This window comes from uncultured Mycobacterium sp., from assembly GCF_964249325.1.
Lineage (GTDB): Bacteria > Actinomycetota > Actinomycetes > Mycobacteriales > Mycobacteriaceae > Mycobacterium.
This window is the reverse complement of record NZ_CAXUCH010000046.1, coordinates 1-24,505: the sequence shown is the minus strand read 5'-3', so window position 1 is coordinate 24,505 and position 24,505 is coordinate 1. Positions and strand designations below refer to the sequence as shown.

Genomic DNA, 24,505 nt, shown 5'->3' with positions numbered 1-24,505 from the left:
GCTCCTGCCCGGTCCGGTGCGCGGATCGCATCGTCGCCGAGCGTACTGTCGTGCGATGTGAAGGTGACGGTTCTGGTCGGCGGGGTCGGCGGCGCCCGCTTCCTGCTCGGGGTGCAGCATTTGCTCGGCCTCGGCCAGTTCGCTGGCGACCACGGCCAGAGCGCCGAGCATGAGCTCACCGCCGTGGTCAACATCGGCGACGACGCCTGGATCCACGGGGTCCGCGTCTGTCCAGACCTCGACACCTGTATGTACACCCTGGGCGGCGGCGTCGACCCGCAGCGCGGCTGGGGTCGCCGCGACGAAACGTGGCACGCCACAGAGGAACTGGCGCACTACGGTCTGCAGCCAGACTGGTTTCAACTCGGCGACCGCGATCTGGCCACCCACTTGGTGCGCAGCCAGATGCTGCGCGCCGGCTATCCGCTGTCGCAAGTGACAGCGGCGCTGTGCGACCGTTGGCACCCCGGCGCACGCTTACTCCCTGTCAGCGACGACCGCTGCGAAACCCACGTCGTCATAACGGACCCCGCCGAGAATCGTCAACGGGCAATCCACTTTCAAGAATGGTGGGTGCGCCACCGTGCCCAGGTGCCGACTCACGGCTTCGCATTCATCGGTGCTGAGAAGGCCAGCGCCGCAACAGAAGTCGTGGACGCGATCGCCGACGCCGATATCGTCATGCTGGCCCCGTCAAATCCGGTGGTGAGTATCGGCGCTATCCTGGCCATCCCCGGCATCCGGGCAGCGCTGCGCTCGACGACCGCTCCGGTGGTCGGCTACTCGCCCATCATCGACGGAAAACCATTGCGCGGCATGGCCTACGAATGCCTCACGGTGATCGGCGTCAAATGCACAGCCGAGGCGGTGGGCCAGCACTACGGGGCGCGCCGGGCGACCGGAATCCTCGACTACTGGCTGGTCCACGAGGGTGACCACGCCGAAATCGACGGCGTCGCGGTGCGATCCATACCGCTGCTGATGACCGACCCCAAAGCGACGGCCGACATGGTGAGCGCCGGGCTGGACCTCGCAGGCGTGTCAGCATGAGCAACGTGACGGCGGATCACGGCACCGCGTCGACCGTCGAGATCATGCCCGTCACCGGGCTTCCCGAATTCCGGCCCGGTGACGACTTGGCCGCCGCCATCGCCGATGCCGCGCCCTGGCTGCGCGACGGCGACGTGGTGGTGGTCACCAGCAAGGTGGTGTCCAAATGCGAGGGCCGCATCGTAGCCGCCCCGGAGGATGTCGAAGCGCGAGACGAGCTGCGCCGCAAGCTGATCGACGAAGAAGCGGTTCGTGTGCTGGCTCGCAAGGGTCGCACCCTGATCACCGAGAACCGGCTCGGGCTGGTGCAGGCCGCGGCCGGAGTGGACGGCTCGAACGTCGCTGCGGCCGAGCTGGCCCTGCTGCCTATCGACCCCGACGCCAGTGCCGCTGCCTTGCGCGCCGGGCTGCGCGACCGGCTCGGCGTCACGGTCGCGGTGGTGATCACCGACACCATGGGCCGCGCGTGGCGCAACGGCCAGACTGATGCCGCCGTCGGCGCCGCCGGCTTGGCCGTGCTGCACAGTTACGCCGGCGCCGTCGACCCGCACGGCAACGAATTGGTGGTCACCGAAGTCGCCGTCGCCGACGAAGTCGCCGCAGCCGCCGATCTGGTCAAGGGAAAGCTCACCGCGATACCAGTGGCAGTGGTGCGCGGGCTGTCGATAACCGATGACGGCTCAACGGCGCGACAACTGATCCGCGCGGGCACAGAAGACCTGTTCTGGCTGGGCACGGCCGAAGCCGTCGAACTGGGCCGCCAGCAGGCCCAGCTGCTGCGTCGCTCCGTGCGGCAGTTCAGCCGGCAACCGGTATCCGCGCATCTGATCGAAGCCGCCGTCGGCGAAGCGTTGACCGCGCCGGCCCCCCACCACACCCGGCCGGTGCGGTTCGTGTGGCTGCAGACGCCAGACCTTCGCACTCGGCTGCTGGACCGTATGCGCGAAAAGTGGCGGACCGACCTGCTCGGTGACGGCAAGCCCTCCGACGCGGTCGAGCGACGGGTGGCGCGCGGCCAAATCCTCTACGACGCCCCCGACGTCGTCATCCCGATGCTGGTACCAGACGGCGCGCACAGCTACCCCGACGCCGCCCGCACCGCGGCCGAGCACACCATGTTCACCGTTGCGGTCGGCGCGGCCGTGCAGGCGCTGCTGGTCGCGCTCGCGGTGCGCGGGGTGGGCAGCTGCTGGATCGGCTCAACGATCTTCGCCGCCGATATCGTCCGCGACGAGCTGGAGCTGCCGAACGACTGGGAACCATTGGGCGCCATCGCGATCGGCTACCCGCACGAACCGATACAACCCCGGCCCCCGGCACCGCTGGACGGGTTGCTGGTGCGAAAGTGAGCGTCCGCGATTCCGCGATCGCACTCCTGACGGACTGGAAAGCACCGAACCCGGAGCAGGAGTCGCTGCGACACGCGGTGCTGGCCTTCGTGCACGCCCGAGTCGACGCCTGCCACCGCGACTGCCTGCCCGGTCACGTCACCGCGTCAACGCTGGTGCTCGATGACACCGGCACGCAGGTGCTGCTCACCCTGCATCCGCGGCTCGGCCGCTGGGTGCAGCTCGGCGGACACTGCGACGACGGCGACGACGACATCGTTGCCGCAGCGCTGCGGGAAGCCACCGAAGAATCCGGTATCGACGGCTTAAGCATCCATCCCGAGCTGGTGGCCGTCCACGTCCAGCCGGTCACGTGCTCGCTCGGGGTGCCGACCCGTCACCTGGATCTGCAATTCGTCGCCTACGCGCCCGTCGGCGCGCAGATCGCGATCAGCCACGAGTCGGTCGACCTGCGGTGGTGGCCCGCCAGCGCCCTACCCGAAAACGCCGATTATGCGCTGGCGTACTTGGTCGGCCGGACGTCCAGTGGCCGGCTATGACACGCGAAATGCGCTGGGGCGTAACATAACTGGCCGCTCGGCAACCAAAGACCTACACGTCGCTCGAGTAGCGGATTCCGCCGTCGGGAATGAACACCCCGGGCCACACCCGCGCGCCGCGCAATAGTTCACAGCGCGCGCCGATGTCGGCGCCGTCACCGATCACCCCGTCACGGATCAGCGCCCGCGGCCCGATGCGGGCGCCGAAACCGATGATCGACCGCTCGATCACACTGCCCGCCTCGACCCGCACACCGTCGAAAATCACCGCGCCGTCCAACCGCGCGCCGGGGCCGATCTCTGCGCCCCGCCCGACGACGGTGCCGCCGATCAACACCGCTCCCGGCGATACCGCAGCGCCGTCGTGCACCAACGACTCGCCGCGGTGCCCATGCAGCGCCGGCGACGCAGCGATGCCGCGCACCAAATCCGCTGAGCCGCGGACGAAATCTTCCGGCGTGCCCATGTCACGCCAATAGCTGGCGTCGACGTAACGGAATCCGGTCGATGATCTCCCGCGAGAAGACGTAGCAGCCCGCGTTGATCTGGTCGGTCGGCGGATCCTGTGTCTTCTCCAAAAACGCTGTCACGAGGCGGTTTTCGGTCGGCACACAGCCGAACGCCCGCGGGTCGGAGACCCGCACCAGATGCAGGGTCACATCAGCCTGATTAGCACGGTGATAGTCGAGCACCTGGTGCAGGTCGGCACCGGAGAGCACATCACCGTTGAACACCATCACGGTGTCGTGCCGCAGGCGTGAGGCGACGTTGGCGATGGCCCCGCCCGTGCCCAACGGGCGTTCCTCGGGCACGTAGTCGATTTGCAGGCCAAGCTTGGACCCGTCGCCGAACTCCGCTTCGAACACCGCCGGCTGATACGAGGTGCCCAAGATGACGTGCTCGATGCCGGCCGCAGCGATCCGCGACAGCAGGTGAGTCAACAACGGCAATCCGGCGATCGGCAGCATCGGCTTGGGCGCCGACAGCGTCAGCGGACGCAGCCGGGTGCCCTTGCCGCCCACCAGAACCACCGCATCGACTTCGGGGTGTGTCACCGTGCCCGCCGCCCTTCCGAAAGTTTGTGCCGCGAGCTGCGCACCATCAGACGTTCGCGTGCCGCCAATCCGGCCCGCATCAGCCATCGCAGCGGAGCCCGCCACCAACCGGGATGCCGATCGGCAAGAAATATATAGGTGCTTCTGTGATGGGCCGCCAAGCTGCTCGCCGGATCACTACCGGTGACGTGGCCCTTGTGATGCAACACTTCCGCTGACGGCACGTACACGTTTTGCCAGCCAGCCTTCTGCAGCCGGTCGCCGAGGTCGACGTCCTCGAAGTACATGAAGTAGCGCTCGTCGAAACCGCCGACCTGCTCGAACGCCGCGCGGCGCACCAGCAGACACGACCCCGAGAGCCAGCCCACCGGCCGCTCGGTGGGTTCCAGCCGCTCCTGGCGGTAGGCCGTCGACCAGGGGTTGTTGCGCCAGACCGGGCCGACGACGGCGTGCATGCCGCCGCGGACCAGGCTGGGCAGGTGACGCGCCGACGGGTACACCCCGCCGTCGGGGTCACGGATGAGCGGGCCCAGCGTCGCTGCCCGAGGCCAGCGGGCAGCGGCGTCCAGCAGCGCGTCGATGCTGCCGGGACCCCACTGCACGTCTGGGTTGGCCACCACCACCCACTCGTCGGCGTCGCTGAGGTGGGCGATGGCACGATTCACTGCGGTTCCGTAGCCGAGGTTGCCGCCGGTGTCGAGCAGCCGCACGTTGGGATAACGCTCGACGGCGGCTTGAGGTGCTCCGTCGGTGGAGCCGTTGTCGGCCATCAGCACGCTCACCGGCCGGTCGGTGGCCAGCGACAGCGACGCCAGGAAACGCTCCAGATGCGGGCCGGGGGAATAGGTCACCGTCACGACCGGCAGCACGTCAGTCACGGATAGAGGGTAACGGTCGCGCGCTCAATGCCGCGGCCAGCGCGTCGCGCCATCCCCGCAGCGGTGACAGTCCGGCCTGCACGGATAACCGGTTGGACAGCGCGGAGTACGGCGGGCGCCGCGCGGGGCGCGGCACGTGGTCGCTGCTGACCGGCCGTACCCGATCCGGATCGGTGCCAAGCTCTTCGAACACCGCGCGCGCGAGCTTATAACGGGTCACCGCGCCCTCGTTGGCGGCATGCAACACCGGCGCGTGCGCCCGCCCGTCGGCTATCTCCAGCAATGCCGCGCACAGGTCGGGGACATAGGTGGGCGATCCCGTCTGGTCGTCGACCACCTCCACGATGGCGTCGCCCGCAGCCAGCCGACGCATAGCGGCGACGAAATCCTTACCGGTTCCGCCGGTGTAGACCCAGGCGGTGCGCACGACGGTGGCATGCGGCAGCGCCGCCCGCACGGCAAGTTCGCCGGCGAGCTTGGTATGCCCATACACACTGAGCGGCCCGGTCTCATCGTCGGGCTCATACGGGCGAGGCGCCGACCCGCCGAAGTCGCCGCTGAACACGTAGTCGGTCGAGAGGTGAATCATGGCCGCACCGACGCGGGCACACGCCCGCGCGATGTACTGGGGGCCGGTCACGTTGACCGCGTGCGCGGTCGCCTGGTTGGTCTCGGCCCCGTCGACGTTGGTGTAGGCCGCGCAGTTGACCACCACATCGTCGTTCTCGACGATCCGGTCCGCGGTATCGGGGTCGGTGATGTCCCATTGCGATGACGTCAGCGCCAGCACGTCGCGTCCTTGGCGGGTGGCCTCGGCCGCTAGAAAGCTGCCTACCTGCCCGCCGGCGCCGGTGATCACAATCCTGCTCGTCACCCTCCCGAGTCTGGCACGCCGATCACGGCCTACCCCGAATACGGCTGTTACTTAAGTAGCCTAAAGTGATGCCTGCGCAACGTGTGATCCGCGCTGTTGCGACAGCGGCGGCCGTCGCCGTCGTTCTCGGAACCGGCGTGGCATGGAGCAAAGTCCGATCATTCGAAGACGGCATCTACCACATGTTTGCCCCGTCCCTTGGCCAGGGCGGTGACGACGGCGCGATCGACATCTTGCTGGTCGGCATGGACAGCCGCACGGACGCGCACGGCAACCCGCTCCCCGCCCAGGAGTTGGCGACGTTGCGCGCCGGCGACGAGACCGCCACCAACACCGACACCATCATCCTGGTCCGGGTGCCCAACAACGGGAAATCGGCCACCGCGATCTCGATTCCACGCGACTCCTACGTCTCGGCACCGGGCCTGGGCAAGACCAAGATCAACGGCGTCTACGGCCAGGTCAGGGAAGAGAAGCGGGTGAGCCTGGTCGAATCCGGAATTCCTGAGAACGAGGCCGAAGCACGCGGCACCGAGGCCGGCCGCGAAGCCCTGATCAAGACCGTCGCCGATCTCACCGGCGTCACCGTCGACCACTACGCGGAAATCGGTCTGCTCGGTTTCGCGTTGATCACCGATGCTCTGGGCGGCGTCGAGGTGTGCCTGAAAGAGCCTGTCTACGAACCTCTTTCAGGTGCCGACTTTCCGGCCGGCTGGCAAAAGCTCAACGGCCCGCAGGCGCTGAGCTTCGTCCGCCAGCGTCACGACCTGCCCCGCGGCGACCTGGACCGGGTGGTGCGCCAGCAGGTGGTGATGGCCGACCTGGCACATCGTGTGCTCTCCGGCAAGACGCTGTCGAGTCCTGCGACGCTGAACCGGCTGCAGGGCGCGATCCAGCGTTCGGTGGTGCTATCTTCCGGCTGGGACATCATGGATTTCGTCAAGCAGCTGCAGAAGCTGGCCGCCGGCAACGTCGCCTTCGCCACCATCCCGGTGCTCGACGAAGCCGGATGGAGCGACGACGGCATGCAAAGCGTGGTGCGGGTGGATGCTCACCAGGTGCAGGAATGGGTGGCCGGCCTGCTGCACAACCAGGACCAGGGCAAGACCGAGGAGCTGGCCTACAGCCCAGCCAAGACCAAGACCGACGTGCTCAACGACACCGACATCAACGGTCTGGCCGCCGCGGTGTCACAAGCCTTGGCAGCCAAAGGATTTAGCGCGGGCACCGTCGCCAACAACGAAGCCGCGCACGTAAAAGCCAGCCAGGTTCGGGCCGCCAAAGCCGACGATTTGGGCGCGCAGCAGGTCTCCAAAGAGCTCGGCGGACTGCCCGTGGTCGCTGATCCCTCGGTACCGCCGGGATCGGTGCGGGTGGTGCTGGCCAACGACTACACCGGCCCCGGCGCCGGCCTCGACGGCGTCGCCTCGGCGACGCCTGCCGACGCCTCGCATTCCGCAGCAGCGGCATCCGGCGACAACACCGCTCCTCCACCGTCGCCGATTCTTACCGCCGGCTCCGATCGGCCCGAATGCGTCAACTGACGTGACCAACCTCAGCGACGCGATTCTTGAGCCGATGTTGCGCACCGACCCGGTCGGACCGCGCATCACCTATTACGACGACGCCACCGGCGAGCGCATCGAGCTGTCGGCGGTAACTCTGGCCAACTGGGCCGCCAAAACCGGCAATCTGCTGCGCGAGGAGCTCGCCGCCGGGCCGGCCAGCCGGGTCGCGGTTTTGCTGCCGGCGCACTGGCAGATGGCGGCGGTGTGCTTCGGCGTGTGGTGGATCGGAGCCGAAGTGATATTCGGCGGCCGGGCCGACATCGCCTTGAGCACCGCGGCCCGGCTCGACGAAGCCGACGCCACCGGCGCGGGCGAGGTGGCGGTGCTGTCGCTGGATGCATTCGGTCGCCCAGCACCCGACCTGCCGGTCGGGGTCACCGACTACGCCACGGCGGTGCGGGTACACGGCGACCAGATCGTTGGCGAACCGGATCCGGGCCCGGCGCTGGTCGGCCGGTCCGTCGAGGAGGTGCTCGCCGATTGCCAGATCTCGGCTGCGGAAATGGCTTTGACCCCGAGGGATCGGGTTCTCTCGAGCAAGTCGTGGGCGACGCCAGACGATCTGGTCGACGGCCTGCTGGCCGTCCTCGCCGCCGGCGCATCGCTGGTGCACATCGCCAATCCCGACCCGGCGGCGTTGCCGCACAGGATCGAGACCGAGAAGGTCACCCGCGTTCTCGAATGACGGGCGGATCCGGGGTTGATAGCGCGGCAATACATATTGGTATCGCAATATTTCTATGTTAGCGTCGTGCGAAGGTGGCTGAAACAGCCGGAACGGCAGAAAGGTTAAGCAATGGCGGTGCACGGGTTATTCGCGAGGGCGGCCACAACGGTAGTCACCGGGCTGGCCGGGGTGACTGCCTACGAGGCGCTGCGCAAAGCGTGGGCCAAAGCTCCGGTTCACGAAGCGGCGGTGACGGCCGCGGAGTGGGGCCTGCGCGGAACCCGGCGGGCGGAGGAAGCGGCCGAGTCAGCACGGCTCAAGCTGGCCGACGTGATGTCCGAAGCCCGTGAACGCGTCGGCGAGGAGGCGCCCACTCCAGCCGTCAGTGCCGTCGAGCACCACGAACACTGATCGCGCGCGATGACCGCCGTTGACACCGACCTGGTCGTGGTCTCCGACGCCGCCGGACGGATGCGGGTCGAAGTGGCCTGGGTGCGATCGAACTCCCGCCGCGCCGTTGCGGTCGAGGAGGCGGTGGGTCAACAGAATGGGGTGCGCGTGGTGCACGCCTATCCCCGCACCGGGTCTGTCGTGGTCTGGTATTCGCCGAAGCGCTGCGATCGCTCAGCGGTGCTGGCAGCGATCAAGGAGGCCGCGCATACCGCCGCCGAACTGATTCCGGCCCGTGCGCCGCATTCGTCGGAGATCCGCAACGCCGACGTGCTGCGCATGGTCGTCGGCGGTGCGGCGCTGACGTTACTGGGTGTGCGCCGCTACGTGTTCGCCCGCCCCCCGCTGCTCGGCCCGACCGGCCGGCTGGTCGCTACCGGCGTCACCGTGTTCACCGGCTACCCGTTCCTGCGCGGCGCGCTGCGATCATTCCGCTCCGGTCGTGCCGGCACCGACGCCTTGGTGTCCGCCGCGACGGTGGCCAGCCTGGTGCTGCGCGAAAACGTCGTCGCGCTGACGGTGCTGTGGCTGCTCAATATCGGTGAGTACCTGCAGGACCTGACGCTGCGGCGTACCCGGCGTGCGATTTCCGACCTGTTGCGCGGCAGCCAGGACACGGCCTGGATTCGCATGGCCGACGGTAACGAGGTGCAAGTGCCGATCGACACCGTCCAGATCGGCGACGAGGTGGTGATCCACGACCACGTGGCGATCCCGGTCGACGGCGAGGTCGTAGACGGGGACGCAGTCGTCGACCAGTCCGCGATCACCGGGGAAACCCTGCCGGTCAGCGTCATCGTCGGCTCCATGGTGCATGCCGGTTCGGTGGTGGTGCGCGGCCGTCTAGTAGTGCGCGCCCGGGCGGTGGGCAGTCAAACCGCCATCGGGCGCATCATCACCCGCGTGGAAGAGGCCCAGCACGACCGGGCACCGATTCAGACTGTCGGCGAGAACTTTTCCCGCCGCTTCGTGCCCACGTCGTTCATCGTCTCGGCGCTCACCTTGGCGATCACCCGCGACGTCCGGCGCGCGATGACGATGCTTTTGGTCGCGTGCCCATGCGCGGTGGGCCTGGCCACCCCGACCGCGATCAGCGCCGCGATCGGCAACGGCGCGCGCCGCGGCATCCTGATCAAAGGCGGCTCCCACCTCGAAGAGGCCGGGCGAGTGGACGCCATCGTGTTCGACAAGACCGGGACACTGACCGTAGGACGCCCGGTGGTGACGAATATTATTGCCATGCACGATGATTGGGTTCCCGAGCAGGTTCTGGCCTACGCGGCGAGCTCGGAGATTCACTCTCGTCATCCGCTGGCCGAGGCGGTGATCCGCTCGACCGAAGAACGCCATATCACGATCCCGCCGCATGAGGAGTGCGAGGTGCTGGTCGGCCTGGGCATGCGGATGTGGGCCGACGGGCGGATCCTGTTGCTGGGCAGTCCATCGCTGCTGCAGTCCGAAAACGTCGCGGTATCAAAGGAAGCGGCGGAGTGGGTGCACACATTGCGCCGCGAAGCCGAGACCCCGCTGCTGCTCGCGGTGGACGGCACATTGGTCGGCCTGATCAGCCTGCGCGACGAAATCCGCCCGGAAGCGCCCGATGTGCTGAAGAAGTTGCGCACCAACGGCATTCGCCGCATCGTCATGCTCACCGGAGATCACCCGGAGACCGCCGAAGTGGTCGCCGGCGAACTGGGCATCGACGAGTGGCGCGCCGAGGTGCTGCCCGAGGACAAACTCGAAGCGGTGCGCCAACTGCAAACCGAGGGCCACGTGGTCGGGATGGTCGGCGACGGCATCAACGACGCCCCGGCGCTGGCGGCTGCCGATATCGGAATTGCTATGGGGCTGGCCGGAACTGACGTCGCCGTGGAGACCGCCGATGTGGCCTTGGCCAACGACGACCTGGCGCGTCTGCTCGACGTGCGGGACCTGGGCGCACGGGCAGTGGAGGTCATCCGCCAGAACTACGGCATGTCGATCGCGGTCAATGCCGCCGGATTGCTGATCGGCGCCGGCGGCGCGTTGTCACCCGTGCTGGCCGCGATCCTGCACAACGCGTCGTCGGTTGCGGTGGTGGCCAACAGCTCCCGGCTAATCCGATACCGCCTCGACTGAACCGTTCCCAGCAGCCGCCTCCAGCGAGGCGAATACTGTGACCTGCCCACCCACACCGGTTGCCTGCAGCGGACGCAAACACGGCACGGTGCGCGGCCACCACCGAAAAATCCAGCCCGCGCTCCCGGCAGCGCCGCTGGCCGCGCACCAGTGCGGTGACCCCGGCAACCGACAGGAAATCGACCGCTGTCGCATCGACGAGAACTCAGCCCGCATCTGGGATAGCGCCGCACGTTTCCCGCAGAGCCCACTCCAGTTGAGCGACGTTGGAGAGGTCGACATCGCCACGCAGGTGCAAGACGACCAGATCGTTAACCGTTGTGCGTTCGACACGTAACGCTGGCACAGGCTCCTCCGCTTGTCCGTGGTTCGAGAAACCGACGTCCGGGGACACCACGGTCGTGACGGCGCTGGATCAGCCGCACAGCGTAGTTCGGCGATCGAGTACACCGAACGTCGCGCGGACTGTGGTCTAACCGCGTCCTCACCGTATCACCGTTAGGCCGCTGGACCGCGGGAGAACACGTAGCCTGGGCCAATGAACGAGGACTTGCACTCGTTGTCTCGCGAGCTGGCCGAAGTGGGCCGGCTCGTCGACGACGACGATGTGACCAGCGTGGTCGACCGGATGGTTAGGCGCGCCGTGCGCACCATCCCCGGCTGCGAACACGCCACCGTGACCGTCGAGGTCGCCCCAGGAAAACTAGAAACCGTGGCCGGCGGTGAGATCACCGCGCTGGTCCACAGTGCGGACGAAGCTCGACCCTGGCCAAGCCCCATTCTGGACGCCGTGCGCTACCGCGAGCCGCGCCGGGTCGAGGACGCCGAGACCGAACAGCGCTGGCCGGGTTTTCCGGAGCGGATGCGGCAAGCTGGGTTTCGCAGTTGCCTGGCATTGCCGCTACCCGCGTATCGCCGGCCGTCGGTGGGATGCACGCTGTTCTCGCCACGCCCCAACCAATTCACCGAGCACGTGATGGACCTGGTCATGCTGTTTGCCTTGCACGCGGGTACCACATTCGACAACGCCGCGCTGTACAACGATTCACGACAGCTGGTCGACCACTTGCATTCGGCGTTGGCAACGCGGGATCTGATCGGCCAGGCCAAAGGGCTGCTGATGCGCCACTACTCGTGCGACCCGGATGCTGCGTTCGATATGTTGCGGCGCGTTTCCCAGCATCGCAACGTCAAGATTCGGCATCTGGCCGCCGAGCTGGTCGAGGCGCACCAACAGGGCAGGCTCGAACCGTTGTTGAACACCTGGTTCGAAGAGCATCCCGGCTTCGCAGCGGCGACCTAACGTCGGTCAGCAGCCGCAATCGTCGCCGTGCCAGGAGCGCACACCCTGCCACACCGCGACAGCGGCGATGGCCAGGCCGACCGCTGGATCCAACCACCAAGCCCCGGACCAGGAGGCGCTGACCACCAGGCCGACCAGCACCGCGGCCGCCTGCGCACCGCACAAGTGGTTCTGGATTCCCTCACCGGTGGTGGCCGCGGAACCCAGCGTCGCGCCGAGTCTCTGCTTGGCGCGGCCCAGCATCGGCATCAGCACCAAGGCCGCAGCAGCCAACGCGATGCCGATCACCGATCGCTCGGCGTGATGCCCACCAAGCAGGTCGCGCACCGATTCTGCGGCGATGTAGGGAGCGGTCAGCCAAAACGACACCGCGACCCCGCGTTGGGCGCGCCGTTCCGCGGTCTCCGACAGGGTCCGCGACCCAGTGAATCGCCACAACACCATCGCGCTTGCCAACGCCTCCGGCGCGCTGCCCAGTGCCCATCCGGTCAACGCGATCGAGCCGACGGCAAGCCCTTGCCACAGCCCCAACGCACCCTCTGTCAGCATCGCGGCCACGCTTATCCAGGCCAGCCGCCTGGCCCATCGTGCGGCCCGGTGCCAGGCCGCGTCCCGGGTTGCCGGCGTCGGGGTGACGAGTTGGGCGGGACGAGGGGTGGTCACCAGGCGATGGTAAAGGCATAGCCGCGGCTCTTTCGACCGGCGCGCTCGGAGCAGCAGTTATCGCAATGCGAACCCACGCACTGGCGAAGGACCGCCGGTACCGGCTCGTTACGCTGACCAGCATGGCGCGCACCGAGAACGACACCTGGGACTTGGCGACGAGCGTTGGGGCCACCGCCACCATGGTGGCCGCGGGGAGGGCCCGCGCCACCAAAGCCGGGCTCATCGACGACCCGTTCGCCGAACCATTGGTGCAGGCCGTCGGCATCGACTTCTTCACTCGCTGGGCCGCTGGCGAGCTCGACTCCGCCGAGGTCGACATTCCCGACCACCCGTGGGGCATGCAGCCAATGACCGACCTGCTGGCAGCACGAACGCGGCTCATCGACACCTTCTGCGCCGATGCGGTGGCTGCGGGCGTCCGGCAGGCGGTGATACTCGCCTCCGGCCTCGATGCCCGCGCCTATCGGCTGTCCTGGCCGGCCGACATGACACTGTTCGAGATCGACCAGCCGCAAGTCATTGAATTCAAGGCCGCCACGCTGGCGGCATCCGGCGCCGAGCCGACCGTGGACCTGCGGACCGTGCCGATCGATCTGCGACACGACTGGCCCGCGGCGCTGCAGCGGGCGGGCTTCGATCCCGAGCGGCCGACCGCCTGGATCGCCGAGGGCTTGCTCGCCTTCTTGCCGCCGGAAGCACAGGATCGCTTGCTGGACAACATCACCGCCCTGAGCGCTGATGGCAGCCGGTTGGTGGCCGAGATCTTCTTGAACTCGCCGGAATCGCTGGAAGTCATGCATACCGCGGCTCAGAAGTGGTACGAGCACGGACTGGCCGCCCACATCGACGATCTCTGGTATTCCGGCGAGCGCAATGACGTCGCCATGTACTCGACCAGCACGGCTGGCGGACCGTTCGCACCCGGTCCAGCCAACTGCTGACCGACAACGGATTACCGGTCCCGCCGCGGATCAACAGCGGAACCGAAAACTACTACTGCACCGCAGTGCGGGGCGCTGACTGATGCCAAATGCCCACGGACCCAAGCCTCTTGACGGGTTTCGGGTGCTGGACTTCACCCAGAACGTGGCCGGCCCGCTGGCGGGACAGGTCCTGGCCGACTTGGGTGCTGAGGTCATCAAGGTCGAGGCGCCCGGCGGTGACGCCGCACGCCAAATCACCGCTGTTCTTCCCGGGCGACCGCCGCTACCAACGTATTTCCTGCCCAACAACCGAGGCAAGAAATCAGTGAGCGTCGATCTGGCCTCCGACGAAGCCAAGCGGCAGGTACTGCGGCTTGCCGACACCGCCGACGTCCTGCTCGAGGCTTTCCGCCCCGGGGTGATGGAAAGACTCGGGTTAGGACCCGATGAATTGCGTTCGCGCAACCCGAAGCTCATTTACGCGCGGTTGTCCGCCTATGGCGGCAACGGCCCCAACGGCGACCGGCCCGGAATCGACCTGATGATTCAGGCGGAGGCAGGCATGACCTCGGGAATGCGCACCCCCGATGGTAAGCCGCAGCTCATCCCGTTCCAGCTGGTCGACAATGCCAGCGGTCACGTGCTAGCCCAGGCGGTGCTCGCCGCTCTGCTCAACCGGGAGCGACACGGCGTCGCCGACGTGGTCAGCGTGGCCATGTATGACGTCGCGGTGAGCCTGCAAGCCAACCAACTCACCATGCACCTGAACCGGCCCACGGACCAAACTCCGGTTGCCAAGCCCAAGGGCCGCAAAACCGTTGGCTTCGCGAGCCAGCCGTCGGATGCGTTCCGCGCGGCCGACGGTTATGTCGTGATCAGTGCATACATACCCAAACACTGGAAGGTTCTGTGTGAGACCATCGGCCGCCCCGACCTGCTGCATGACGAGCGGTTCCATGGCCAGCGCTCACGGTCGATCAACTACGCCGAGTTGACCGAGGAACTGGAATCCACCCTCGCCATTAAGACCGCTGCCGAGTGGGTTGAGTTGTTGCGCCGCAAAGGGTTAATGGCATGCCTGGTGCACACCTGGAAGGAGGTCGTGGACACCCCGCTCTTCGCGGAAAACGAATTGGCGCTGCGCGTCGGCGCCGGCGACGACGCCATCACAGTGATTCGCACGCCGGCGCGCTACTCCACGTTCACCGCCGCAGCCACCGACCCGCCACCGGCCGCAGGCCAACACAACGACGAATATCTCAAAGCTCCGCAGACTAACTCAGCGCAGCAAGTGCCGTGACATCACCACCCGCTGAATCTGGTTGGTGCCCTCGTAAATTTGCGTGATCTTGGCGTCGCGCATAAACCGCTCGACCGGAAAGTCAGTGGTGTAGCCGGCACCACCGAACAGCTGCACGGCTGACTCCGTCACGTCCATGGCGGTGTCGGAGGCGAAGCACTTTGCGGCGGCGGAGATGAATCCGAGATTAGGCTCGCCACGTTCGGCGCGGGCAGCGGCGCTATAGACCATGAGCCGGGCCGCTTCGACTTTCATCGCCATGTCGGCGATCTCGAATTGCACACCCTGGAACTCCGAGATCGACTTGCCGAACTGCTTGCGGTCCTTGGTATATGCGATGGTGGCGTCCAACGCGCCCTGCGCGATGCCCACGGCCTGCGCCCCGACCGTGGGACGGGTGTGGTCAAGGGTTTGCAGTGCGGTCTTGAACCCGGTGCCGGGTTCACCGATGATCCGATCGCCCGGGATGCGGCAGTTCTCGAAGTAAAGCTCGGTGGTCGGCGAGCCCTTGATGCCCATCTTCTTTTCCTTGGGCCCGATGGAGAAGCCTTCGTCGTCTTTGTGCACCATGAACGCCGAGATCCCGTTGGGGCCCTTGTCCGGGTCGGTCACCGCCATCACGGTGTACCAGGTCGATTTGCCGCCGTTGGTGATCCAGCACTTGGCGCCGTTGAGAATCCAGTCGTCGCCGTCGGCTTTGGCGCGGGTCCGCATCGATGCGGCGTCGCTGCCGGCCTCCCGCTCACTCAATGCGTAGGACGCCATCGCCCCTTCCACGGCCAGTGACGGCAGCACCTGCTTTTTGAGCTCCTCCGAACCCTGCAGGATCAGGCCCATGGTGCCCAGCTTGTTCACGGCCGGGATCAGTGAAGCCGACGCGTCGACGCGCGCTACTTCCTCGATCACGATGCAGGTCGCCACCGAGTCGGCGCCCTGACCGCTGTACTCCTCGGGCACGTGGACCGCATTGAAGCCCGCCGCGTTCAGCGCCGACAGCGCCTCCTCGGGGAACCGGGACTGCTCATCTACCTCGGCGGCGTACGGGGCGATCTCTTTTTCTGCCAGCGCGCGGATCGCGGCGCGCAGTTCTTGGTGTTCCTCGGGCAGTTGAAACAGGTCAAACGACGGGTCTCCGGCCCACCGAGCCATCATGGCCTCCTTGCGCTGTTGCATAATTGCCCGGCTCCTCCTCGGGCCGCTGCCCGGCCCGCATCGTCGCCGGGCTACTGGCCGGTAACTTTACCGTGCCGGCTTTTGAGGTCCGCATCCTTGGCTCGCACGGTCTCCGCCAACTGCTCCTGAAATGCCACGATGCGCGACCGCAACGCCGGATCCGACGATCCCAGAATCCGCACCGCCAGCAGACCCGCATTGCGGGCGCCCCCAATGGACACCGTGGCCACCGGCACCCCAGCGGGCATCTGCGCGATCGACAGCAGCGAATCCAGGCCGTCCAGCCGGGCCAGCGGCACCGGGACCCCGATGACCGGCAGCGGGGTCGCCGATGCCACCATTCCCGGAAGGTGGGCGGCGCCGCCCGCGCCGGCGATGATCACCTCGATGCCGCGGTCGGCCGCGCCGCGGGCGTAGTCGAGCATCAGGCCGGGTGTGCGGTGCGCCGAGACCACGCCGATCTCGAACGGGACCTCGAACTCGTCGAGCGCACTGGCGGCGTCCTGCATCACGGACCAATCGCTGTCGCTGCCCATGATCACTCCGACCCGGGGCTTGTGGGTCATATGCGCCGCTTCTCCTCATCGCTTCGCTTTGCATCGGCGCCGGCGGCATGTGAGTCCCATCCGTCGGTCCACTGCCCGTGTGACAACCAGTGTGCCGCCCGTGCGGCACGCTCACGAAGATTCGCCACGTCGGCGGGGTCAGAGCCCAGGAAGTTGACGTGCCCGATCTTGCGGCCCGGCCGCTCACCCTTGCCGTAGAGGTGAACCCGGGCCTCCGGCATCCGGGCGAACAAATGGTGCAACCGCTCGTCGACGGTCATCGTCGGGGTCTGCGCAGCGCCCAGCACGTTGGCCATCACCGTCACCGGCACGGTGGCATCGGTGTCGCCGAGCGGATAGTCCAGCACCGCGCGCAGATGCTGTTCGAACTGGCTGGTGCGGGCCCCGTCCATGGTCCAGTGACCGGAGTTGTGCGGGCGCATTGCCAGCTCGTTCACCAACAGCCGGCCGTCGGTCGTCTCGAACAGCTCGACCGCCAGCACCCCGACGACGCCGAGTTCGGCCGCGAGCCGCAATGCCAGGTGCTGCGCCTCGGCGCCGAGGTCGTCATCGAGCTCCGGTGCGGGCGCGATCACCTCGACGCAAATGCCGTCACGCTGCACGGTCTGCACCACCGGCCAGGCCGCACCCTGGCCGAACGGCGAGCGCGCCACGAGCGCCGCCAGCTCGCGACGCATCTCGACCCGCTCTTCGACGAGCACCGGCACGCCGCTGGCGAGAAATTCGCCCGCGATGTCACGGGCGTGAACCAGGTCACGGGCCATCCGCACCCCGCGGCCGTCATAGCCGCCGCGCACCGCCTTGACTACGACCGGACCGCCGACCCGATCGGCGAATGCGTCGATGCTGTCCAGGTCCCCGGGACGATCGACACTGGCGTAGCGCGGCACCGGAGCCTCCAGCGCGGAAAGTCGCTCGCGCATGACGAGTTTGTTCTGGGCGTGTATTAAGGCGTGCGGCGGCGGAGCCACGTTGACGCCCTCGGCGACCAGCTTGTCCAGCAGCTCGCCGGGAACATGCTCGTGGTCGAACGTCACCACGTCCGCGCCGGCGGCGACGCGGCGCAGGGCATCCAGGTCGGTGTGTGAGCCGACCACCACGTCGGGGGTGACCTGAGCGGCGGGGTCATCGGCGGCGGCGGCCAACACCCGCAGGGTCTGCCCCAACGCGATCGCGGCCTGATGGGTCATTCGGGCCAGCTGGCCGCCACCGACCATGGCGACCAGCGGTGCAGCGATGGGCGTACCGGGCACGTCAATCATCGTGTCATGACCGGCTGAGCGGGGCATTTAGCGGCGGCGACACCGCCACGACGCACTGGTGGCCCGCAATACGTAGACTGCGACATTGTGTCCTTTGCCGATGCCACGATCGTGCGGTTGCCGCGGGTGGTCCGGTGCTACGTCGAACGTCATCACGAACTGATCAAGTTCGTCATCGTCGGGGCCACCACGTTCGTCATCGACTCGGCGATCTTCTACACGCTGAAGCTGACCATCCTTGAGCCCAAGCCGGTGACCGCGAAGGTTATCGCCGGGATCGTCGCAGTCATCGCGTCGTACATCCTCAACAGGGAGTGGAGCTTCCGGCACCGCGGCGGGCGGGAACGCCACCACGAGGCACTGCTGTTCTTCGCGTTCAGCGGGGTGGGCGTGCTGCTGTCCATGGCGCCGTTGTGGTTCTCCAGCTACATCCTGCAGCTGCGGATGCCGCACGTGTCACTGGCCGTGGAGAACGTTGCCGACTTCATCTCGGCCTACATCATCGGCAACCTGCTGCAGATGGCCTTCCGGTTCTGGGCGTTCCGGCGTTGGGTATTTCCCGACGAGTTTGGCCGCAGCTCGGAGAAGGCGCTGGAATCGGCGCTCACCGCCGGCGGCATCGCCGAAGTCTTCGAGGACAACATCGAAGAAGGCGGCACCGTCACGCTGCTGCGCGCATGGCGGTCACGTCGCAGCCGGTTCGCTCAGCTGGGTGATTCCTCGGATCCAAGTGTGTCGAAAACCTCGTGATACAGCAGCGCGTGCACTTGCCGTACGCGCGGAATGCCGTAGAACTCCAACGGCTCTTGTGACGCCGACTCGATAATCAGCGTGCCGGCTCGCAACATCCGGTCGACGATTCCGTGCCGGAACTCCACGCTATTGATCCGGGCCAGCGGGATGTCGATTCCGCTGCGCCTCAACACGCCGTGCCGATACATCACCCGGCGGTCGGTGATGACGAAATGTGTTGTCAGCCAGGCCAGGAACGGCCACAACGTCAGCCAGCCGACGACCACCAGCCAGATCGCCCAGATCACAGCAAAGATGACGTTCTTAGCGCTCGGGTCCCAGTGCCTGGTGTTGACGAATCCGGCGACGAAGGACGCCACACCGGTCGCCAGTATCAGCACCGTGACCGCTCCGATCAGGCGCTTCCAGTGAGGATGCCGGTGCAAAACCACCTGCTCGCCGTCGGCCAGCACGTTGTCGGGGTAACGCATCAGTGCGCGGCCCGCAGATGGGTGATGTCGCCGGCCGATATCGACACGGTCTGTCCACCGGTGTCCACAAGCAGGCGGCCCATCTCGTCGACGGCTTGGGCGATGCCGACCACTTCACGGTCACCAGGCAACGTTGCCTTCACGCGGCGCCTCAGCGTCAGGCTGTGGCGCTGGTAGTCGGCCACCAGCCCCGGGTCGGCGCCGGCGGCGGTGCGCCAGGCCTCAATGCGGCCAGCCAGCTCGCGAAGTATCCTGTGCGCCAATGCATTTCGATCGGTCATTGACGACCCCAGCATCAGCAGCGATGTCGCCGCCGGATCCGGGGCTTCCTCGGTGGTCAATGTCACGTTGAGCCCCAACCCGATCACGACCACCGGCGCCGGGGCCGCGACTTCGGTCAGAATCCCGGCCAGCTTGCCGTCGTTCACTAACACGTCGTTCGGCCATTTCACGCCGGCCGTCACATCGGCCACGGCGGCCAGCGCGTCGACCACCGCAAGCCCGGTCGCCAGCGGCAGCCAGCCCCACGCCGATCGGGCAACCGACGCCCCATTCACCCCGACCGACATCGCGATCTGCGCGCGCGGCGGCGCCGACCAGTGCCGGCCATGACGGCCACGGCCGGCGTTCTGGTATTCGGCCAGCAGCACGCACCCGTCGATGTCGTCGCCGGCCGCCGCGCGGTCCAGCAGATCGGCGTTGGTGGACCCGGTTTCCTCGACGACGTCGAGCTGACGCCACGGCAGCCCCGGCCCGACCAGACCGTCGCGCAACGCCGCCGCATCCAACGGCGGCCTGAGCAGGTCATGCTCCATCACAGCCCAGCCTAAGCGAGCCGCTAAGCTCGACAGCCATGACGAGCGTTACCGATCATCACGCCGAACCCGCTGCCGAGCACACCGTCGACATCCACACCACCGCCGGCAAGCTGGCTGAACTGCGCAAGCGCCTCGACGAGACGCTGCACCCAGTCGGCGTCGAGGCCGTGGACAAGGTGCACGCCAAGGGCAAGCTGACCGCCCGCGAGCGCATCTACGCGCTGGTGGACGAGGGGTCGTTCGTCGAGCTCGACGCCCTGGCCCGGCACCGCAGCACCAACTTCGGTCTGGACGCCAAGCGTCCGCTCGGCGACGGTGTGGTCACCGGCTACGGCACCATCGACGGCCGCGACGTGTGTATCTTCAGCCAGGACGCCACCGTGTTCGGCGGCAGCCTCGGCGAGGTCTACGGCGAGAAGATCGTCAAGGTGCAAGACCTGGCGATCAAGACGGGGCGTCCGCTGATCGGCATCAACGACGGGGCCGGCGCGCGCATTCAGGAAGGTGTGGTCTCGCTCGGCCTGTACAGCCGGATTTTCCACAACAACATCCTGGCCTCCGGCGTTATCCCCCAGATTTCGCTGATCATGGGCGCCGCCGCGGGCGGACACGTCTACTCCCCCGCGCTCACCGACTTTGTGGTGATGGTCGACCAGACCAGCCAGATGTTCATCACCGGTCCGGACGTCATCAAGACGGTCACCGGCGAGGACGTGACCATGGAGGAGCTGGGCGGTGCCCACACCCACATGGCGAAGTCCGGGACCGCGCACTACGTCGCATCCGGCGAACAGGACGCGTTCGACTGGGTTCGCGAGCTGTTGAGCTACCTGCCGCCCAACAACTACGCAGATCCGCCGCGCTACGCCGTGCCGGTTCCCGAGGGCGCCATCGAGGACAACCTCATCGCCGAGGACCTCGAACTCGACACGCTGATTCCGGATTCACCGAACCAGCCCTACGACATCCACGAGGTGATCACCCGCATCCTCGACGACGACGAGTTCCTCGAAATCCAGAACGGTTATGCCCAGAACATCGTCGTCGGGTTCGGTCGTATCGAAGGCCGCCCGGTGGGCATCGTCGCCAACCAGCCCACCCATTTCGCGGGCTGCCTGGACATCAACGCTTCCGAGAAGGCGGCCCGCTTCGTGCGGACCTGCGACTGCTTCAACATCCCGATCGTCATGCTGGTCGACGTGCCGGGCTTCCTGCCGGGCACCGACCAGGAATACAACGGCATCATCCGCCGCGGCGCCAAGCTGCTCTACGCCTATGGCGAAGCTACCGTCCCCAAGATCACCGTGATCACCCGCAAGGCCTACGGCGGTGCTTACTGCGTGATGGGCTCCAAAGACATGGGCGCCGACGTTGCCGTGGCCTGGCCGACGGCGCAGATCGCGGTGATGGGAGCTTCCGGCGCAGTGGGTTTCGTGTACCGCCAGAAGCTGAACGAGGCGGCCAAGAGCGGTGAGGACGTCGACGCGCTGCGATTGCAGCTGCAGCAGGACTACGAGGACACCTTGGTCAATCCCTACATCGCGGCCGAGCGCGGCTACGTCGATGCGGTGATCCCACCGTCGCACACCCGCGGCTACGTCGCGACCGCCCTGCGGCTGCTGGAACGCAAGATCGCCCAGCTCCCGCCAAAGAAGCACGGGAACATACCCCTGTGAGTTGAGTGAGCGGAACGAATGCAATGAGTGACGGGAACGAGACGAACGATCAGGCCCCAGTGAGTTGAGTGAGCGGAACGAATGCAATGAGTGACGGGAACGAGACGAACGATCAGGCCCCAGTGACAGACGAGACGCAGCAGGCGCACGACGGGCACGACCCGCACATCGCGGTCCTCAAGGGCAACCCGACCGAGGAAGAGCTCGCCGCGCTGATCGCGGTGCTGGGCAGCGCATCTGGTGGTCCAGCCGAGCCCACGCGGCCGGAACGCAACATGTGGGGACATCCCGTCGACAAGCTGCGGTATCCGGTCTTCAGCTGGCAGCGGGTCACTCTGCTGGAACGGATCCATATGAAGCGGTGACCCGCTTGGTCCTGGGTTCCGCTTCACCGGGCCGGCTGAAGGTGCTGCGCCAAGCCGGCATCGAACCGCTGGTGCGTGTGTCCGGTGTCGACGAGCTCGCGGTCACCGCCGGGCTGGGCCCGAATGCCTCACCAGCCCAAGTTGTCTGCGCACTGGCCCTCGCCAAGGCCGATCGTGTCGCGGCCGGTCTGGAGGCCGCGATTGCGGCGGATTGCGTTGTGATCGGCTGTGATTCGATGCTGCACATCGACGGCCGCCTGTGCGGCAAGCCGGACTCGGCGGACGACGCGCGCAACCAGTGGCGGGCCATCGGCGGCCGGTCCGGACAGCTCTACACCGGTCACGCGGTGCTGCGGCTGCTCGACGGCGAGCCGAGCGATCGGGCATACGAAACAGCTACCACCACAGTGCATTTCGGCGTGCCCACCACCGAAGAGTTGGCCGCCTACGTCGACAGCGGCGAACCGCTGCACGTCGCCGGCGGATTCACCATCGACGGGTTGGGCGGCTGGTTCGTCGACCGTGTCGACGGCGACCCGTCCAACGTGATCGGCTTGAGTCTTCCCCTGCTGCGCCGTCTTCTGGGCCGCGTCGGATTGTCCGTCGCCGCACTGTGGCGAGGGCGTTGATCGTGACCGGATCGCAATAAGACCGCAACACAACCGAAGCGGGGCGCCCCGAACACGCTCGCGCGGTTATCCCGTCGAGCGCCCGACACTTGAGCGATGCCAGTGGAAGAAACCATGTGGGACATTCGGGTGTCGCCCGATATCGACCGCTATGACGTGGCACGGCTTCGCGTGGCGTTGGCGGAGGCCATCTGCAGACAGTTGGCGCCGGGCAAGCGACTCCTGCGGGTTGTCACCTGGTCCCCGAACGGCGGCGCACTGTTCCGCCCGGCGCGGGACGCTCAACGCTTCGCCGTGGCGTACGAAGTCGCGCTGAGCGTCTGACACAGTCCCGCCCGTCGCCGAGATCGGCGGTAGCGTCACGTCCACTCGACATTTCCCGCGCTAGCGCCGATCTCGGCGCTTGTCCCGCGCCTGGTCGTCGTGGGTAGGCTCAAGGTGTGCCGCTGCCAGAAGATCCCAGCCCCACACTCGCCGGCTACGCCCACCCCGAACGGCTGGTCCCCACCGACTGGCTGGCCCCCACCCTGGGCTGCCCCGGCCAGGCCATTGTCGAGGCCGACGAAGACGTGCTGCTCTACGACGTCGGCCACATCCCGGGCGCGGTGAAGGTCGACTGGCACACCGATCTCAACGACCCGCGCGTGCGGGACTACATCAACGGTGAGCAATTCGCCGAGTTGATGAACCGCAAGGGCATCCACCGTGATGACACCGTGGTGATCTACGGCGACAAGAGCAACTGGTGGGCGGCCTATGCGCTGTGGGTGTTCACGCTCTTCGGCCACCCCGACGTGCGGCTACTCAACGGTGGACGCGACCTGTGGCTGGCCGAGGGCCGCGAAACCACCCTGGAGGTGCCCAGCAAGACGTCGACCGGCTACCCGGTGGTGCAGCGCAACGACGGGCCGATCCGCGCGTTCAAAGACGACGTGCTGGCGTCGCTGGGTTCGCAGCCGCTGATCGACGTGCGCTCACCGCAGGAATACACCGGCGAGCGCACCCATATGCCCGACTATCCCGAGGAAGGCGCGTTGCGCGGCGGCCACATTCCCACTGCGATCCACATCCCCTGGGGCAAAGCGGCCGACGAGAGCGGGCGGTTTCGCGGCCGCGACGAGCTGGAAACGATCTACGGATTCATCCAGCCCGACGACAAGACCATCGTTTACTGCCGCATCGGCGAGCGGTCGAGCCACACCTGGTTCGTGTTGACCCATCTGCTCGGCATCCCCGGCGTGCGCAACTACGACGGGTCGTGGACGGAGTGGGGCAATACCGTGCGGGTGCCGATCGTGGCCGGCGAGCAACCTGGAGAAGTGCCGGCCCTATGAGCTTGCCCGCGCCGCTGGCCGAGGTGGTGTCCGACTTCGCCGAAGTCCAGGGCCGGGACAAACTGCAGCTGCTGCTGGAATTCGCCAATGAGCTGCCGCCGATACCCGCCGATCTCCAAGAAGCGGCGATGGAACCGGTACCCGAATGCCAAACCCCGCTGTTCTTGCATGTCGACGCCAGCAACCCCGAACGGGTGCGGCTGCATTTCAGCGCGCCCGCCGAATCACCCACGACCCGCGGTTTCGCCTCCATCTTGGCCGCTGGGCTCGACGAACAACCCGCCGCTGACATTCTGGCGGTGCCGGACGACTTTTACGCCGACCTGGGCCTAGCGGCTTTGATAAGCCCGTTGCGGCTGCGCGGCATGTCGGCGATTCTGGCCCGCATTAAGCGCCGGCTCCGCGCGTCGAATGGGGCACTGGCTGATCCACCCGCCGCCCGCCGCTAAACTTCCCCCGGCATACTTGTAAGAAATTTTCTTAGAGACGCCGACCATATCCCCAGACAGGAGGCGCAGTGCCTAGTCACGCCAGCTCGAAGATCGCCAAGTTACTCGTCGCCAATCGCGGTGAGATCGCTGTCCGGGTGATCCGCGCGGCGAAGGATGCCGGCCTGCCCAGCGTGGCGGTATACGCCGAGCCCGACGCCGACGCACCGCACGTACGCCTGGCCGACGAGGCGTTTGCCGAAGTAGTGCAGGAGGGTGGAGAGGGCGTTG

25 protein-coding genes and 3 pseudogenes are annotated in these 24,505 nt (G+C 67.0%); 19 read left to right on the top strand and 9 right to left on the bottom strand.

All coding sequences use genetic code 11. The features are described 5' to 3' along the window. The first annotated feature begins 57 nt into the window (after positions 1–57). From cofD to ACFE99_RS08595, 3 genes are read left to right on the top strand one after another with little or no spacing between them, the layout of a single operon-like run. Positions 58–1,050: a 2-phospho-L-lactate transferase gene (cofD, locus tag ACFE99_RS08605; RefSeq protein WP_375484307.1), complete on the top strand. Its 993-nt coding sequence runs from the start codon at positions 58–60 to the stop codon at positions 1,048–1,050. Then, complete coding sequence (locus ACFE99_RS08600; protein ID WP_375484305.1) at positions 1,047–2,399, top strand: coenzyme F420-0:L-glutamate ligase; 1,353 nt, start codon at positions 1,047–1,049, stop codon at positions 2,397–2,399. The genes cofD and ACFE99_RS08600 overlap by 4 nt, the downstream gene beginning before the upstream one ends. Next, a complete protein-coding gene (locus ACFE99_RS08595) occupies positions 2,396–2,938 on the top strand; it encodes an NUDIX domain-containing protein (protein ID WP_375484303.1) in 543 nt (180 codons plus the stop codon). Before ACFE99_RS08600 ends, ACFE99_RS08595 begins: the two co-directional genes overlap by 4 nt. A 52-nt stretch (positions 2,939–2,990) precedes the next feature. Here ACFE99_RS08595 and ACFE99_RS08590 read toward each other — a convergent pair. The 3 genes and pseudogenes from ACFE99_RS08590 to rfbD all read right to left on the bottom strand — a co-directional run bounded on the left by ACFE99_RS08590 (position 2,991) and on the right by rfbD (position 5,745). Continuing rightward, positions 2,991–3,993 (bottom strand): annotated as a pseudogene (locus ACFE99_RS08590) (sugar phosphate nucleotidyltransferase). Beyond that, a complete protein-coding gene (locus tag ACFE99_RS08585; RefSeq protein ID WP_375484301.1) occupies positions 3,990–4,871 on the bottom strand; it encodes a glycosyltransferase family 2 protein in 882 nt (293 codons plus the stop codon). Before ACFE99_RS08585 ends, ACFE99_RS08590 begins: the two are co-directional and overlap by 4 nt. Then, a complete protein-coding gene (gene rfbD, locus ACFE99_RS08580; RefSeq protein WP_375484299.1) occupies positions 4,864–5,745 on the bottom strand; it encodes a dTDP-4-dehydrorhamnose reductase in 882 nt (293 codons plus the stop codon). The genes ACFE99_RS08585 and rfbD overlap by 8 nt, the downstream gene beginning before the upstream one ends. A 65-nt stretch (positions 5,746–5,810) precedes the next feature. On the opposite strand from rfbD, the gene ACFE99_RS08575 reads away from it, so the two are divergent. The 6 genes from ACFE99_RS08575 to ACFE99_RS08550 all read left to right on the top strand — a co-directional run bounded on the left by ACFE99_RS08575 (position 5,811) and on the right by ACFE99_RS08550 (position 11,851). Further along, a complete protein-coding gene (locus tag ACFE99_RS08575) occupies positions 5,811–7,289 on the top strand; it encodes an LCP family protein (RefSeq protein ID WP_375484297.1) in 1,479 nt (492 codons plus the stop codon). Between the two features lie 34 nt (positions 7,290–7,323). Further along, positions 7,324–7,998 (top strand): TIGR03089 family protein, encoded by a 675-nt coding sequence (locus ACFE99_RS08570; protein ID WP_375484311.1) that lies wholly within the window; start codon positions 7,324–7,326, stop codon positions 7,996–7,998. Between the two features lie 111 nt (positions 7,999–8,109). Continuing rightward, a complete protein-coding gene (locus tag ACFE99_RS08565; RefSeq protein ID WP_375484295.1) occupies positions 8,110–8,391 on the top strand; it encodes a DUF1490 family protein in 282 nt (93 codons plus the stop codon). Positions 8,392–8,400: 9 nt separating this feature from the next. Continuing rightward, positions 8,401–10,548, top strand: a complete 2,148-nt coding sequence (ctpC, locus tag ACFE99_RS08560) for a manganese-exporting P-type ATPase CtpC (protein WP_375484293.1) — start codon at positions 8,401–8,403, stop codon at positions 10,546–10,548. Positions 10,549–10,585: 37 nt separating this feature from the next. Further along, positions 10,586–10,885 (top strand): hypothetical protein, encoded by a 300-nt coding sequence (locus ACFE99_RS08555; RefSeq protein ID WP_375484291.1) that lies wholly within the window; start codon positions 10,586–10,588, stop codon positions 10,883–10,885. A 201-nt stretch (positions 10,886–11,086) separates the two neighbouring features. Continuing rightward, positions 11,087–11,851, top strand: a complete 765-nt coding sequence (locus ACFE99_RS08550; RefSeq protein ID WP_375484289.1) for an ANTAR domain-containing protein — start codon at positions 11,087–11,089, stop codon at positions 11,849–11,851. Between the two features lie 6 nt (positions 11,852–11,857). Here ACFE99_RS08550 and ACFE99_RS08545 read toward each other — a convergent pair whose 3' ends face one another. Beyond that, positions 11,858–12,514: a cation transporter gene (locus ACFE99_RS08545; RefSeq protein ID WP_375484287.1), complete on the bottom strand. Its 657-nt coding sequence runs from the start codon at positions 12,512–12,514 to the stop codon at positions 11,858–11,860. 122 nt (positions 12,515–12,636) lie between these two features. Between ACFE99_RS08545 and ACFE99_RS08540 the strand changes: the two are divergent. Both ACFE99_RS08540 and ACFE99_RS08535 read left to right on the top strand, forming a co-directional pair. Then, positions 12,637–13,541: pseudogene (locus ACFE99_RS08540) on the top strand (class I SAM-dependent methyltransferase). After that, positions 13,541–14,740, top strand: a complete 1,200-nt coding sequence (locus ACFE99_RS08535) for a CoA transferase (protein ID WP_375484285.1) — start codon at positions 13,541–13,543, stop codon at positions 14,738–14,740. The pseudogene ACFE99_RS08540 and the gene ACFE99_RS08535 overlap by 1 nt, the downstream one beginning before the upstream one ends. Here ACFE99_RS08535 and ACFE99_RS08530 read toward each other — a convergent pair. The 3 genes from ACFE99_RS08530 to ACFE99_RS08520 form a co-directional block, all read right to left on the bottom strand. Then, a complete protein-coding gene (locus ACFE99_RS08530; protein ID WP_375484309.1) occupies positions 14,720–15,889 on the bottom strand; it encodes an acyl-CoA dehydrogenase in 1,170 nt (389 codons plus the stop codon). The two genes, ACFE99_RS08535 and ACFE99_RS08530, sit on opposite strands and share 21 nt — an antisense overlap. A 74-nt stretch (positions 15,890–15,963) precedes the next feature. Beyond that, positions 15,964–16,479, bottom strand: a complete 516-nt coding sequence (gene purE / locus ACFE99_RS08525) for a 5-(carboxyamino)imidazole ribonucleotide mutase (RefSeq protein ID WP_375484283.1) — start codon at positions 16,477–16,479, stop codon at positions 15,964–15,966. Continuing rightward, positions 16,476–17,741, bottom strand: coding sequence for a 5-(carboxyamino)imidazole ribonucleotide synthase (locus ACFE99_RS08520; protein WP_375484281.1), 1,266 nt, complete (start codon positions 17,739–17,741; stop codon positions 16,476–16,478). The genes purE and ACFE99_RS08520 overlap by 4 nt, the downstream gene beginning before the upstream one ends. Positions 17,742–17,828: 87 nt before the next feature. Between ACFE99_RS08520 and ACFE99_RS08515 the strand changes: the two genes are divergently transcribed. Beyond that, positions 17,829–18,491 carry a GtrA family protein gene (locus ACFE99_RS08515; RefSeq protein ID WP_375484279.1) on the top strand — a complete coding sequence of 221 codons (663 nt, stop codon included), beginning with the start codon at positions 17,829–17,831 and terminating at the stop codon, positions 18,489–18,491. Here the strand turns inward: ACFE99_RS08515 and ACFE99_RS08510 are convergent. Both ACFE99_RS08510 and ACFE99_RS08505 read right to left on the bottom strand, forming a co-directional pair. After that, entirely contained in the window at positions 18,446–18,964 is a 519-nt protein-coding gene (locus tag ACFE99_RS08510) for a PH domain-containing protein (RefSeq protein WP_375484277.1), read from the bottom strand. The genes ACFE99_RS08515 and ACFE99_RS08510 overlap by 46 nt on opposite strands. Next, positions 18,964–19,779, bottom strand: coding sequence for a biotin--[acetyl-CoA-carboxylase] ligase (locus ACFE99_RS08505; protein ID WP_375484275.1), 816 nt, complete (start codon positions 19,777–19,779; stop codon positions 18,964–18,966). Before ACFE99_RS08505 ends, ACFE99_RS08510 begins: the two co-directional genes overlap by 1 nt. Positions 19,780–19,817: 38 nt before the next feature. Here ACFE99_RS08505 and ACFE99_RS08500 point away from each other — a divergent pair, with 38 nt between their 5' ends. From ACFE99_RS08500 to ACFE99_RS08470, 7 genes and pseudogenes are all read left to right on the top strand, one after another. Beyond that, positions 19,818–21,458, top strand: a complete 1,641-nt coding sequence (locus tag ACFE99_RS08500) for an acyl-CoA carboxylase subunit beta (protein WP_375484273.1) — start codon at positions 19,818–19,820, stop codon at positions 21,456–21,458. A gap of 23 nt (positions 21,459–21,481) precedes the next feature. Continuing rightward, positions 21,482–21,823 (top strand): annotated as a pseudogene (locus tag ACFE99_RS08495) (acyl-CoA carboxylase subunit epsilon); the annotation flags it as partial. Further along, complete coding sequence (locus ACFE99_RS08490; RefSeq protein ID WP_375484271.1) at positions 21,820–22,452, top strand: Maf family protein; 633 nt, start codon at positions 21,820–21,822, stop codon at positions 22,450–22,452. The pseudogene ACFE99_RS08495 and the gene ACFE99_RS08490, both read left to right, overlap by 4 nt. Positions 22,453–22,548: 96 nt before the next feature. Then, complete coding sequence (locus ACFE99_RS08485; RefSeq protein ID WP_232070231.1) at positions 22,549–22,776, top strand: hypothetical protein; 228 nt, start codon at positions 22,549–22,551, stop codon at positions 22,774–22,776. A gap of 116 nt (positions 22,777–22,892) precedes the next feature. Beyond that, a complete protein-coding gene (locus ACFE99_RS08480) occupies positions 22,893–23,786 on the top strand; it encodes a sulfurtransferase (RefSeq protein ID WP_375484268.1) in 894 nt (297 codons plus the stop codon). Continuing rightward, positions 23,783–24,235, top strand: coding sequence for a SufE family protein (locus ACFE99_RS08475; RefSeq protein ID WP_375484266.1), 453 nt, complete (start codon positions 23,783–23,785; stop codon positions 24,233–24,235). The genes ACFE99_RS08480 and ACFE99_RS08475 overlap by 4 nt, the downstream gene beginning before the upstream one ends. Before the next feature lie 68 nt (positions 24,236–24,303). Continuing rightward, positions 24,304–24,505 (top strand): biotin carboxylase N-terminal domain-containing protein (locus ACFE99_RS08470; RefSeq protein ID WP_375484264.1); only part of this gene is annotated, 202 nt, incomplete at its 3' end.

Excerpts from the sequence above, each read along its gene's own strand:
- ACFE99_RS08600 (WP_375484305.1), top strand. The coding sequence starts at position 1,047 with ATGAGCAACGTGACGGCGGATCACGGCACCGCGTCGACCGTCGAGATC.
- ACFE99_RS08535 (WP_375484285.1), top strand. The coding sequence starts at position 13,541 with ATGCCAAATGCCCACGGACCCAAGCCTCTTGACGGGTTTCGGGTGCTG.
- ACFE99_RS08530 (WP_375484309.1), bottom strand. The coding sequence starts at position 15,889 with ATGGCTCGGTGGGCCGGAGACCCGTCGTTTGACCTGTTTCAACTGCCC.
- ACFE99_RS08565 (WP_375484295.1), top strand. The coding sequence starts at position 8,110 with ATGGCGGTGCACGGGTTATTCGCGAGGGCGGCCACAACGGTAGTCACC.
- ACFE99_RS08475 (WP_375484266.1), top strand. The coding sequence starts at position 23,783 with ATGAGCTTGCCCGCGCCGCTGGCCGAGGTGGTGTCCGACTTCGCCGAA.
- ACFE99_RS08505 (WP_375484275.1), bottom strand. The coding sequence starts at position 19,779 with ATGGAGCATGACCTGCTCAGGCCGCCGTTGGATGCGGCGGCGTTGCGC.
- purE (WP_375484283.1), bottom strand. The coding sequence starts at position 16,479 with ATGACCCACAAGCCCCGGGTCGGAGTGATCATGGGCAGCGACAGCGAT.
- ACFE99_RS08485 (WP_232070231.1), top strand. The coding sequence starts at position 22,549 with ATGCCAGTGGAAGAAACCATGTGGGACATTCGGGTGTCGCCCGATATC.
- ACFE99_RS08520 (WP_375484281.1), bottom strand. The coding sequence starts at position 17,741 with ATGATTGACGTGCCCGGTACGCCCATCGCTGCACCGCTGGTCGCCATG.
- ACFE99_RS08550 (WP_375484289.1), top strand. The coding sequence starts at position 11,087 with ATGAACGAGGACTTGCACTCGTTGTCTCGCGAGCTGGCCGAAGTGGGC.
- ACFE99_RS08510 (WP_375484277.1), bottom strand. The coding sequence starts at position 18,964 with ATGCGTTACCCCGACAACGTGCTGGCCGACGGCGAGCAGGTGGTTTTG.
- ACFE99_RS08500 (WP_375484273.1), top strand. The coding sequence starts at position 19,818 with ATGACGAGCGTTACCGATCATCACGCCGAACCCGCTGCCGAGCACACC.
- ctpC (WP_375484293.1), top strand. The coding sequence starts at position 8,401 with ATGACCGCCGTTGACACCGACCTGGTCGTGGTCTCCGACGCCGCCGGA.
- ACFE99_RS08570 (WP_375484311.1), top strand. The coding sequence starts at position 7,324 with ATGTTGCGCACCGACCCGGTCGGACCGCGCATCACCTATTACGACGAC.